Annotated in this window: 5 protein-coding genes and 1 pseudogene; 3 read left to right on the top strand and 3 right to left on the bottom strand. The window is 73.5% G+C overall.

Annotated elements, in window-relative coordinates; all coding sequences use genetic code 11:
* The first annotated feature begins 24 nt into the window (after positions 1-24).
* From E1258_RS09805 to E1258_RS09795, 3 genes are read left to right on the top strand one after another with little or no spacing between them, the layout of a single operon-like run.
* A complete protein-coding gene (locus E1258_RS09805) occupies positions 25-1,785 on the top strand; it encodes a fatty acyl-AMP ligase (RefSeq protein WP_132398896.1) in 1,761 nt (586 codons plus the stop codon).
* Positions 1,786-1,837: 52 nt separating this feature from the next.
* Positions 1,838-6,595, top strand: a complete 4,758-nt coding sequence (locus tag E1258_RS09800; RefSeq protein WP_132398894.1) for a type I polyketide synthase — start codon at positions 1,838-1,840, stop codon at positions 6,593-6,595.
* Entirely contained in the window at positions 6,596-8,527 is a 1,932-nt protein-coding gene (locus tag E1258_RS09795) for a condensation domain-containing protein (protein WP_132398892.1), read from the top strand. It begins immediately after the preceding gene.
* A gap of 65 nt (positions 8,528-8,592) precedes the next feature.
* Here E1258_RS09795 and E1258_RS09790 read toward each other — a convergent pair.
* The 3 genes and pseudogenes from E1258_RS09790 to E1258_RS09780 all read right to left on the bottom strand — a co-directional run.
* Positions 8,593-8,988 (bottom strand): annotated as a pseudogene (locus E1258_RS09790) (hypothetical protein); the annotation flags it as partial.
* Between the two features lie 265 nt (positions 8,989-9,253).
* Positions 9,254-10,483 (bottom strand): TIGR02679 family protein, encoded by a 1,230-nt coding sequence (locus E1258_RS09785; RefSeq protein ID WP_243715307.1) that lies wholly within the window; start codon positions 10,481-10,483, stop codon positions 9,254-9,256.
* A 53-nt stretch (positions 10,484-10,536) separates the two neighbouring features.
* Positions 10,537-12,840 (bottom strand): SbcC/MukB-like Walker B domain-containing protein (locus E1258_RS09780; RefSeq protein WP_305847268.1); only part of this gene is annotated, 2,304 nt, incomplete at its 5' end.

Here is a 12,840-nt window from a genome sequence, read left to right as displayed (position 1 = left end):
CCGACGGTCGAGAAGGAGACGCCGATGTCCACGAGCTTTGTCCACCATGTCCGGGCGGTGCTGGAACGGTACGCCGACCGGCGCCACTACACGTTCGTCCGGGAGATCGCGACCGGGGTCGCCGAGGAGCGCACCAGCTTCGGCGAGCTTGACGAGCAGGCCCGGCAGGTCGCCTGCGGCCTGGCCGCCCGGCTCCCGGTGGGCAGCCGGGTGCTGCTGGTCTACGCTGGCGGCACCGAGTTCCTGGCCGCGTTCCTGGGCGGCCTGTACGCCGGGATGATCCCCGTGCCCGCGCCGCTGCCCCGCGACCGGCGCAGCATGGAGCGCGTCTCCCGCATCATGCTCGACGCGGACGTGCGGCTGGTGCTCACCGCCGAGCAGAGCGCCCCGCAGGTTGTCGAGCTGCTGGCCGAAAACGGTTGCTTCGACGCGCTGGACTGCCTCGCCACCGACACGGCGCCGCTGGGCGACGCCGCCGGATGGCGCGCGCCGGACGGACTCGGCCCGGACAGCGTCGCATTCCTGCAGTACACGTCGGGCTCCACCAGCGAGCCCAGGGGCGTGGTGGTCACCCACGGCAATCTGCTCGCCAACGAGGCGGAGTTGGCGGCGGCGGTCGGCATGGACGACGCCATGGTGCTGGTCAGCTGGCTGCCGCACTTCCACGACATGGGCCTGATGGGCGGGCTGCTCGCCCCGGTCTTCGTGGGCGGCGACTGCGTGCTGATGACCCCTACCCACTTTCTCAAGCGGCCCGTGCACTGGTTGCAGGCGATGAGCCGGCACCGGGCCACCACCACCTTCGCGCCGAACTTCGCCTACGACCTGTGCCTGCGCCGCGTCACCGACGAGCAGCTGCGTGAGCTGGATCTGCGCGCCCTGCGGGCCTGCGTCAACGGCGCCGAGCCGGTGCGTGCGCAGACCGTCGCCGACTTCACCCGGCGTGTCGCGGCGGCGGGGCTGCGGCCGGACGCGGTCAAGCCGGGGTTCGGCCTGGCCGAGGCGACGCTGGTGTGCACGATGACCCCGCCTGGGCGGGCAGCGGTCACCCTCGAGGTGGACCGGGAGGCGCTGGGCCGCCACGAGATCGTCCCCGTCGCCCCCGGTGCGGGCACGGCGCTGGTCGGCAGCGGCGTTCCGGTCGATCAGGTGGTCCGCATCGTCGACCCGCAGACGCGGGAGGTGCTGGACGACTGTGTGGTGGGCGAGATCTGGGTGGCCGGCGCCAGCATCGCCCACGGCTATTGGAACCGGTCCGAGCAGACCCGCGAGACGTTCCATGCGTACACGTCCGGCGGCGAGGGGCCCTTCCTGCGTACCGGTGACCTGGGCTTCCAGCGCGACGGCGAGTTGTACGTCACCGGGCGGCGCAAGGACGTCATCATCGTCAACGGCCGCAACATCTACCCGCAGGACGTCGAGCAGGTCGCCGAGTCGGTACACCCTGCGCTTCGGGGCCGGATCGGGGCGGCGTTCGGGGTCGGCGCCGCACCGGAGCACGTCGTGATCGTGCAGGAGGTCAGCGTGCCGCAGCTGCGCGGGCTGCCCGCGCAGGAGCTGGCCGCGCAGGTTCGCCAGGCGATCGTGGAGACCTTCGACGTGTCCTTCCCGGGCGTGGTCCTGGTCGCCTCGGGTGTGCCCCGCACCACCAGCGGCAAGGTCCGCCGCCGTGCCGGCCGCGACATGTTTCTGGCCCAGGAGTTCGCCGTGCTGCACCAGGAGCTCGCCCCGCAGCTGCGGGTGCTGCTGCCCGAACCCGCGACGGCCGACGCGCCCGCCCGCTGAAGCCGCCCGCCCCGTCCGTCACCCGGCAGAGAACCCAGGAGACCGAGACATCATGACAGTCATCGACAGCGACGGCCGCGTCCGGGACGGCGATATCGCGATCATCGGTATGGCGGGTCGGTTCCCGGGTGCCGCCGACGTGGAGACGTTCTGGTCGAACATCGCCTCGGGGACCGAGTCGATCCGCCGGTTCAGCCGGGAGGATCTGCTGGCCGCAGGCGTCACCGCGGCCGAGGCCGACGATCCGGCGTACGTGCCGGCCCGGCCGGTGCTCGACGACGTGGCCGGGTTCGACGCCGCGTTCTTTCGGTTCAGCCCTCGCGACGCCACCATCGCCGACCCGCAGCAGCGGCTGTTCCTCGAGTGCGCCTGGGAGGCACTGGAGGTCGCGGGCTACCCCGACCCGGAGACCCGGGGTCGGGTCGGCGTGTACGCCGGGGCGAACATCAGCACCTACATGTTGGAGCGTGCCGGGCAGTTCGCGCGGGACCTCGACGCCAGTTCGTTCGAGGTGGTGACCGGCAACGACAAGGACGCGCTGGCGACGATGGTGTCGTACAAGCTCAATCTGACTGGGCCGAGCGTCGCGGTGCAGACGTTCTGCTCGACCTCGCTGGTTGCGGTGCACCTGGCCAGCCAGGCGCTGCGTGCGGGGGAGTGTGAGCTGGCGCTGGCGGGCGGGGTGTCGGTGCGGGTGCCGGACACGGTGGGGCACCTGTACGCGCCCGGCGGGCAGGAGTCGCCAGACGGGCACGTGCGTACCTTCGACGCCGACGGCCGCGGCAGCATGTTCGGCGACGGCGCGGCGGTGGTGCTGCTCAAGCCGGCCCGGGCGGCGCTGGCCGACGGCGACACGGTGCTGGCACTGATCCGCGGGTCGGCGGTGAACAACGACGGCTCGATGAAGTTCGGGTTCACCGCGCCGAGCATGGCCGGGCAGGCCGCGGCGGTCGCGGCGGCGCTGCGGCACGCGGGTGTAGGCGCCGACGAGATCGGCTACGTCGAGGCGCACGGCACAGCGACCGAACTCGGCGACCCGATCGAAGTGGCGGCGCTGACCCAGGCCTTCGGGGACGTCGGGTCCCGGCAGCGCTGTGTGCTCGGCTCGGTGAAGACCAACGTCGGCCACCTGGACCGGGCCTCCGGTGTCACCGCCCTCATCAAGGTGGTCCTGGCGCTGCGGGAGGAGGTGATTCCGCCGACGCTGCACTTCCGCGTCCCCAACCCGAAGATCGACTTTGCGGGCAGCCCGTTCCGGGTCAGCGCCGAGCCGATGCCCTGGCCTCGCGACCCACACCGCCCGCGCCTGGCCGGGGTCAACAACCTGGGCATGGGCGGCACCAACGCGCACGCCGTGGTGCAGGAGCCGCCGCCTGCCCCGGAGCGGCCGCCCGGCCCGCGCCGATATCATGTGCTGCCGATCTCGGCACGTTCGGAGGCCGCGCTGGAGGAGTCCTGCGTCCGGCTGGCCCGGCACCTGGAAGCCCGCGCCCCACGCCTCGCCGACACGGCGTTCACGCTGCAGGCCGGGCGTCGGGTCTTCGACCACCGGCGGATGCTGACTGCCACGTCGACCGCGCAGGCGGCGGCCCTGCTACGCGGCGGGGCCGCCGGGGCCGCCCCGGCCCGCACCCGGCGCGAGTCATGGCAGGTCCGTCCGGTCACGTTTCTGATCGCCGGTGTCGGCGAGCAGTTCCCGGGCATGGTGGCGGGGCTGTACGAGACCGAGCCGGTGTTCCGCGCCTACGTCGAGGAGTGCTGCGCGCTGCTGGACCGGCCGCTGGCCGACGACATCCGCGCGCTGCTGGTCACGGCCCCGGCCCCGGCCGACCCCGACGCGGCGCTGCGGGCGCTGCGACCCGTGGCTGCCGCCGAGGATTCGCCGGCCGCGCTGCTGCGCCGCACCGAGGTGGCCCAGCCTGCCCTGTTCGTCGTCGGATACGCCCTGGCCCGCACGTTGATGCGCTGGGGCGTCACCCCCGGCAACATGATCGGTTACAGCGTCGGCGAGTACGTCGCCGCGTGCCTGTCGGGGGTGCTGTCCCTGCCGGACGCGCTGCGGCTGGTGGTGCACCGGGCACGGCTGATCGCGGCCCGGCCGGCGGGCATGATGCTCGCCGTCGCGGCCGACGCGGCGCGGTTGCGCGAGCTGTTTCCCGAACTGTCCGATCATGGTCTCTGCCTGGCCGCCGACAACGGTGACCAGGTCGTCGTCGCGGGCGCGCGGGTGGCGGTCGAGCGGCTGGCTGGGGAGCTGACCGGACGCGGCATGGCGTGCCGCGACCTGGGTACGACGCAGGCGTTCCATTCGCGTATGCTCGACGGCCTGCGCGATGAGCTGACCGCCTGGGTCGCCGAGCACATCACGCTGCACCCGCCTACGCTGCCGTACCTGTCGAACGTGACGGGCGAGCCGGTCACGGCCGAGCTGGCCGCCGACCCCGGGTACTGGGCCGCGCACATGTGCGGCACGGTCCGTTTCGCCGACGCGGTCGCCACCGCGCTGGGCGATCCGGACGCGATGTTCGTCGAGATCGGACCAGGCCAGTCGCTGGGCGCGATGGTACGCGCCCACCGGGCCTGCGATCAGGCCCGGTGGGCTCTGATCGTGCCGACGCTACCCGCTGCGGGCCAGGGGCGGGCGGACGACGAGACGCTGGCCGAGGCGCTGGGCCGGATCTGGCTGGCCGGGGCGCGGATCGACTGGGCGGCCTACCACGGGCGCGACGGCGCGGCCGGCGGCCCCGACGCGGCCGTGCTGCCGGGCCGGGTGCCGCTGCCGACCTACCCGTTCGAGCGGCAGCAGTTCTGGCTGGAGGCTCGTGGCGAGTCCGCCGCGAGCCGGGCCGCCCCGGTGTCGCTCAAGGACGAGCTGGCGGCCCTGCCGCTGCTGCCCGAGGAGGACTGGCTCTACCTGCCCGTCTGGCGGCAGACCGCCCCACGCCGGGCCGGGCCGGCCGACGGTGTCTGGCTGGTGCTCACCGCGCCCGGTGCCGCCGATGCCACCGCCGCCCTCACCGCTCGGCTCGACCCGCTCGGCGCCGAGTACGTGCTGGTCCGGGCCGGGACTCGGTACGCCGAGAACGGTGCCGAATTCACTGTCCGCCCCGGCGTGCCCGACGACGCCCGCGCGCTGCTCAGCACCCTCAAGGCGGCCGGGCGTATGCCGACCCGGGTGGTGCACTTGTGGCAACTGGACACTCCGGCCGAGGCGGCCGAAGATCCGGCCGCCTCGGCGGTGCGCAATGGCCTGCACACCCTCGTCGGGTTGGCGCAGGCCTACGGCGACCTCGGCGTCGCCTGGCGGTGCGACGTGGTGACGGCGGACTCCCAGCGGGTGCTGCCCGCCGACGCCGCTCGGATGCGGCCCGAGCAGGTTACTGCGGTGGGCGCGTGCCGGCTGCTGCCGGTGGAGTATCCCGGCACCGCCGCGCGCCTGGTCGACATCGGGCAGCCGACCGGCGACACGATCCGGGCGCTCGTTGACGAGCTGCTGGCGGATCCTGCCGACCGGGTCGTGGCGCTGCGGGAGGGCCGGCGCTGGACGCCGTCCTACGACCCCGCCCCGCGTCCGGCGCAGGACATGCCGGTGCCCGGCCTGCGTCACGGCGGCGTCTACCTGATCACCGGCGGGCTCGGTGCGGTCGGAATGGGCATGGCCCAGCGGCTGGCCGACGAGTACGCGGCGCGGCTGGTCCTGCTCGGGCGCACCCCGTTACCGCCACGGACGATGTGGTCGGCGGTGCTCAACAACGACTCCGCCGCGGCCGGGCTGCGCCGCCGTATCGAGGACGTGCTCGACCTGGAGCGCCGCGGCGCGCGGGTGTCGGTGGTCAGCGGTGACGTCGCCGACCACACCGTGCTGCGCCACGCGATCGACCTGGCCAAGGAGCGTTACGGCGGCCTCGACGGCGTGCTGCACGCTGCGGGTGTCCCCGGCACCGGCCTTACTCAGTTCAAGACCGTCGCCGGGATCGACCAGGTGCTGGCCCCGAAGGTCGCCGGCACCCAGGCGCTGCTGCGGGAGCTGGCCGGCGAGCAGGTCGGTTTCGTGGTGTTGTTCTCGTCCATCACCGCCACGACCGGCGGCGGCGCGGGCCAGCTCGACTACTGCGCCGCCAACGCCTACCTCGACGCGTGCGCGTTCGCCGATCCGCTGCCCGGCACCCGCGTGGTATCCGTCGGGTGGGGTGAGTGGGTGTGGAACGCCTGGGCCGAGGGTCTGGACGGGTACGCCGCCGAGGTGCGCGAGTTCTTCATCCAGCAGCGGGCGGCCTTCGGTATCGGTCAGGAGCAGGGCTTCCGTGCCATGCTCGACGCCCTGCGCAGCGGCGAGCCGCACCTGGTGGTGTCCACCCAGGACTTCACCCAGATCGTCGCGCAGAGCCTGCGGTTCACCCTCGAGGATCTGCACGAGGCGTCCCGTCCGGCCGGCGACGAGTCGATGCGCTACCCGCGGCCGGACCTGTCCGTCGCGTACGTCGCGCCGCGCACCCCGACTGAGCAGGCCGTCAGCACGGTCTGGCAGGACCTGCTCGGGCTGCGCGAGATAGGCGTCGACGACAACTTCTTCGAGCTGGGCGGCAACTCGCTGATCGGGGTCAGCGCCATCGCGCAGGTCCGGGCCTCGCTCAGGCTCGATCACCTTGCGCCCAACATCATCCTCCAGACGCCGACGGTCGCCATGCTGGCCGCGCTCATCGACGCCACGCGGGAGCCAGCGGCCGTGCCCGAGGACGCCGAGTCGGGCGCCGACCGGCAGGCCCGCGCCGACCGCCGCAAGCAGCGCCTCCAGGCCAGGAGGCGCTGAGTGACCGAGATCAGCAGCCCGGTGGTGGGTGACGCACCGCTGACCTGGAGCCAGCGCCACATCTGGTTGGGCCACCATAGCCTGCCGGTGGCGGCCCGCCGCGAGTTCAATATCGTCATGCGGTACGCCCCGCCACCCGGGTCCAGCGTCGACAGCCTCCAGGCGGCGCTGGAACACCTGGTCAGCCGACATCAATCGCTGCGCACCAGCTTCCCGCTGACCGGTCTGAACGGGGTCGCGCAACGAGTCCACCCTCCGGGCTCGTTCACCGTCGCCCGCTACGAGGCCGGAGCTGCCGGTACCGCACGCGCGTTCGCCGCGTTGGCCCAGGACCCGTTCGACCTCGAACACCAGACGCCGCTGCGGGCCGGCGTCGTCACCGCCGCCGGAGTGCCGCGGCAGCTGCTGGTCGTGGCGCACCACATCGCTGTCGACGACTGGAGCCTCGGGCTGCTGCGCCGGGAGTTCGAGGCGATCCACCGGGCGTTCCTCACCGGTACCATGCCGGAGCTGGCCACCGCTGGCCGCCGCCCGGTGGAGCTGGCCCGCTGGCAGGAGACCGAGGAGGGCCGCGAGCAGCACCGCGCCGGACGCGCGTACTGGGCCGACGAGTTGCGCGCCGGGCCGCCGGATCTGTTCACCGCGCACCGGCGGCGTCGGCCCGGCCCGGGCTCGCACAGTGCCGCGCTGACCTCGCCCCGGGCCGCCACAGCAGCCCGGGAGCTGGCTGCCCGGTGCCGGGTGTGGCCCTCCGACGTCTACGGCACCGCGTTCGTGGCGGTGCTGTCGGCCTACACCGGGCACCGGACCGTGCCGGTGCGCAACTACGCCGGCAACCGGGAGGCCGACTGGCAACAGCAGATCCTGGCCTGCCTGTTCCAGCCCGTGCCGATGCACCTCGAGCTGGCCGGGCAGGACACCTTCGGGCAGGCCGCCAGTCAGTGGGCACGCCGGTTCGAGCGTGCCCGCGCCCACGCCAGCGCGGCGTACGACGAGATCGTCGAGCTCGCCGTGGACATCGCCCGGGAGCGCGGCGCCGCCGTCCACACCGGAGCCGTCGTCAACTACCTCAGCCGGCTGCCCGCCACCCACGGCGGCAGGCGCACCCTCTACACCCGCAACCCGGAGCCGCGGGACTGGTCCCACCTCGGCGAGGACGCCTACTTCCGGGTGTACGAGTACCAGGACGCGGCCGTGCTCGCGCTCAACGCCGACGCAAGGGTCATGGATGCCGACGGCGTCGAGGCCCTGCTGCGCGGCGTCGAGGCGCTGCTGGACCTGCTCGCCTCGGCCTCCGACGACCGGCCCCTGGCCGAGGCGCTGGCCAAGGCGTACTCCGGCCCGGTCGGCCCCGCGCCAGGGCTCGATCTCGACGCGATCGCCCGTTGTCTGTGCGAGCACTCGGGCGCGATCGCGGCATACGTGTCCGAGCCCGGCGGCGACGGTTCGGGCACACCGGCGTCCGGTCTGGACGACACCCCGCTCATCGCGTACGTGGCCGGCTCGGTGAGCCCTGCCTCGCTGCGGGCACATCTGCTCGACCGGATGTCCGACGCTGGCGGGCTGGCCTGCCCGGGCCGCTTCGTCGTGTGCGCCCAGCCGCCCGACGATCCATCCTCGGCGGACGCCTGGCGGCGTCAGCCGCCGGTCAGAGCCGGCACCGGCCGAGAGGGGGAGCCCCGGCGTCCAGACGAGCGGGAGCGGGCGCTCGCCGCCGCGGTCTGCGCCCACCACGCGTTGTCGGAGGTCAGCCTCGACGACGACTACGTCGCCGTAGGTGGCCGGGTGGCCCGTATCCCGCACGTGCAGCGCCTCCTGCGCCGAGCCGGCTGGATGCCGCCCGCGCTGCCCGCGCTGGCCGGCACCCGGTCGCTGCGGGCGCTGGCCCGGACCATGACGGAGGCGCCCCGTCAGTCCTGCGCCGGAGTGTGAGCGTATGACAGGGCTTCGGGCGGCCTCTCGTTTTCTGCCTGCGTAGGCCGGTCGCAGCGCGGCCTTGCTGCGATCGCTTGCCGACGGTTCAGGTCGTACTCGCCGTGCCCGGACCAGTCGAGATGACGCGGAAGCGTCACCGTGCCGTCGGTTGGGCCGTGCAGCGCGGCCAGGGTTTCGGCCACCACGTAGGGCTTCCGGTCACCGTAGGGCCGGTAGTCCGCCGGCGGCTGGGGGGACGTCCTGCGTCGGCTGATGTTGGTCGCCAGCCGGACTTCCGGTCGTAGTGCCTGACGGATGGTCTCCCGGCTGTATCCAGTGACCCGTTGCAGATCCACCGGCCGCCAGCCGGCCGCGTGAAACGCGCGTAGCTGCTCGTCCCGCTCGGTCAACGCGGCCGCCCGCGTCGCCTCGTACCTCGAGACAACCGCCTGCAGCTCATCCTCGGAGAACCGGACTATGCCCGTCAGCCTACTACGCTAGGCCAAGCACGCTTGGCTTCTCTGTCATCCGGCCGGGATGCGGGTCCTCGTCGATGGCTGCCTCGAATAGCTAGCAGCAGTTCCGGAGCGCATGGGACCTCGTCGATGACCAGTCGACACAACCAGCCCACGTTCGATCTGCGAGGAGGCACTCATTCGAGTTACGGCGACACCCGTGTTCGATACGAGGGCCCGAGGCGTTCGACGTGCGGCATCCAACGAGTTGTTCAGCTCCTGCCAGCCGTTACCCGGCTCCGGCCGCGTGTAGGTCGGCGATGAGCCGGTCGAGCAGCCGCTCCTCCATCACCGCTCGGCCGGTCTGCCGCATCGACTCGCCGAGCGAATGGTCCCAGGGGGTTTCGGTGGGCGTACCGAGCAGGGCCGTGCCGGTGCCCGCCGCCGGCAGGTAGTCAGCCGCAGTCATCCGCCACGAGACCGCGCCCGGATACCGCTGGAGAGCCGCCGCCGTCAGTCGTACGCCGGTCCAGTCGAAGTCGTTGCGCCACCGGATCACCGCTCCCTGAGCGGCGCACAGCAGCGTGTGAACGGCCACCGACGGCACCCCTTCGGTGCAGATCAGCGGTGGGGCCTGGGCCCCGAGCGCGGTGGTGGCCGCGCGCAGCACGGCGGGGTTCTCACAGACATAGACTTCGCCGCAGGTCAGGGCCAGCGGTGCCAGGCGCAGTTGGTGCAGGGTGACCCGCATCGGCACACCCGCCTGCGCGGCCTCCGTCAGCCACCGCCCGACCAGCCCGCCGGTGGCCGGTACGTTGAGCACCAGCACCTGGCTGGCGAGGTCGTCCGGGACCAGACCGACCGATTCCCACAACGCCCGTTCCTGCTCGCCGTCGACCGGGAGCGCCGCCTGCTGCCAGGCGGCGACGGCACGGAGGACGAGCCCGCGCAGCGGCCCCTCGGCGAGGGCCTTCGTGTCGTCCAGCACCCGGTCGGCGAAGACCGGTATCGGTTCGTCGGCCGCGGGCAGCGCGTCCAGGACGCGGACCACGTCCCCGAATGGCAGTCCGGTGCGGACGATCCGGGTCAGGGTGCCGTCGCGGCGCAGGCCGTCGAGCCATTCGGCGTACCAGGCGGTGCCGGCGTGCCGGCCCTCGTGGGCCGCGGCGAGGACGGCGTCGCGGGCCACCGCCTCGCGTGTGCGGTCGGACGGTCGGTTGCGCAGCGGGGCCGTCGTGGTGAGCACTTCGATCAGGCCGACTCCGTGCGCGGCGCGCAGGTGCTCGTCGACCTCACCGAGTCGGATGCTGAGGCGGGCCGCTGCGGTGGAGCGGTGGGTGCCGGTGATGCCGATGATCACGAGACGTTCGTCGTCGTTGGGGGCGGAAAGCGTCACGGTGGTGTCGAGCCGGCCACCGGTGCGCTCCAGGCTGCGCCGGGCGGCCGCCAGCAATCGCCGCCAGCCGGGCTGTTCGACGAGATCCGCCGGACCGTCCGGCCGATGCCGCCCGGCCGGCATGAGCGACGGATGTGCAGCGGACCGGTCCGACGGCCGTTCGCCGCGCCCGTCGGTCATTCGTCGGCGAGGTCGAGCAGGACGCCGGTACGGTCGGATTCCCCACGACCGTCGGGGGCGCGGCGGGTCTCCGGGGAGCCGAGCGCACGGGCCAGGGTTCCGTCGAAGTCGGCGATGTTGGTCGAGCCGTCCCAGACCAGCAGCACGGTGGACACGGCGTGTTCCACGGCGGAATGCGAAAGGTCGTAGTGGGCGGCGCCGCTGACCGCCGGGTGGGTGGCCCAGAGGTCGTAGCCGGTCATGAACAGGTCCAGGTCGAACTGTTTCGCCAGCGCCATCAGCTCACCCCGGCCGGTGTCGTCCACGCCGGCGAACGCCTCGTCGAGGCCGAGCAGCCGGGGGGCGTCGGGTCGCGCCGAGCCGAAGAGCGCGTTGGCGGCGGCGAACAACGGCAGGTGCAGGGAGACCGACTGTTCGCCGCCGGAGAGCTGACTGTGTCGGGCCCGGGTCAGCGCCTCCGTGTCGCCACCGGGCCGGTGCAGGGTGAACGCGAACGTCCGCCACTGCCGGTAGTCGAGCACGTCGCCGAGCAGTTCCCGGTAGGGCCGTTCGGGTGCGGCGGCCCGCGCCGTCTTGATCCGGGCGGCGAAGTGCCGGCGCATGGTGGTGAGCTGGGCCGGCCCGAGCCGGGCCGGGTCGCGTTCGAGGAGCTTGCACACGTCGCGTTGCTCGGCGTCGAGGTCGTCGGCGAGCCGCCAGCCGACGCCGACGGTGAGCCCCGAGGACATCCGCCGGGCGCGCATCTGGCTGTCCATCGCCGTCACCAGGTCGCGGGCCTCGATGGTGCGGTGGTGGATCTGCCGGGCGAGTTGCCCGAGCAGGGCGTCCTCCAGCACCCGCTGCTCGGAGTCGGTCAGCAGTTGCTCCTGGTCGCGGCGCTCGCGGCCGATCCGGTCGGCGAAGTGGGCGACGGGAGTGAGGCCCTGCTCGTCGGCGACGCGGACCACGATCACCCCGTCGTCGGTGTCCCACTCGGGCCGATGGTCGAGGCCGGCGGCGGGGAGTTGCGCCTGCAGGTCGGTCAGCGCGGTGGTGAGCCGGGTGGCGCTCTGCTTCAGCGATGTCTCGGTGGGGCTCAGCTCCCGGGTGGCCGCGAGGATCGCCTCGTGCAGGGCCGCCACCTGCGGATGCAGTGCGTCGTCCGGGGTCTGCGCCGGCCAGCGCAGGTCGGTGGGGCAGCGCAGCAGGCCCAGCAGGTCCGGCTGGGCGTACGGGCGCAGCCGCTGGGCGTCGTGCTGCGCCTCGGTAACGGCGGCAACCAGGGCCTGCTCACCCAGCTCCACCCGGGTCAGCGCGGCGACCCGCCGCTCCCGGGCGGCACCGAGTGAGGTGCGAGCCTGCTCGGCGGCCTGCTCCGCCTCGATGATCGCGTCGGCGGTCCGGGCGACGTCGGTTAGCACCCGTTCCGCGTCGGCGCCCACGCTGTCGCGCAACGTCCGGTACGCCTCCGCCTTCTCCTGGTGCCGTGCACGGGCCGTGCGTGCGGTCTCCGCCGCGGCGGTGAGCCGGTCGACTGCCTCGTCGTGCCGCTGCCGTGCCTGATCCTCCTGCTCGGCGGCACGCGCGGCGGCTGTCCGTGCGCCCTCCAGGCGTACCCCGCCCTTCTCGAAGCGGCTCACCGCTTCGGCGGTGTCGTCGAGCCGGTCGACCGGCAGCGACCGCTCTGCCGCGCTCCGGCGCAGCGCGGCCGCGGCGGCGGCCCGCTCGGCCAGGGCCTGGTCGAGGCGGGCGGCGGCGGCCGCGCTGGCCTCCTGCCGGGCGCGCAGCGTCGCGGCGGCCCGGTCCAGCTCGCGCAGCGCCGTGTGGACCGGTGCGGGTGCCGGCAGTTGCGCGGCGGTCGTGTCCACCGCCGCCAGCAGCGCCTCGACGGACGCGTGGTCGCGGTCCACCGCGTCGAGGTCGGTGTCGATGACGGCCAGCAGCCGCTCGCACTCGGTGACCCGGGCGGCGCGGCGGGTGGCCCGGGCGGTCGCGCCGATGTACTCGCAGGAGGTCTTGGCGAACCGGCCGGCGGCGATGCCCTGGGCGTACCGGCCGTCCACGCCGATGGTGACCGGCGAGGCGTCGGGGGTGGTCACGTCGGCAAGCGCCACCGAGGTGAGCACCTCGGTGATCCGCGCGGCGGGCACGTCGTTTTGCTCCTCGGGGGCCAGCACGTCGGCGAGGGTGGCCCCGGTGGACCGCTGGTGCGGAGGCAGCGGCAGCAGGTAGCCGTCGAGGTCGTCGCCGGCCAGCGCGGTCGTCGCCGTCCCGGGGTCGGGGTGCAGCCAGGCGTCCAGCAGCCCGGCCGCGTGCAGCGC

Source organism: Micromonospora sp. KC207, assembly GCF_004348615.1.
In the GTDB taxonomy this organism is placed as follows: Bacteria; Actinomycetota; Actinomycetes; order Mycobacteriales; family Micromonosporaceae; genus Micromonospora.
The sequence above is the reverse complement of the archived record's forward strand: the minus strand, read 5'-3'. Positions and strand labels throughout refer to the sequence as shown.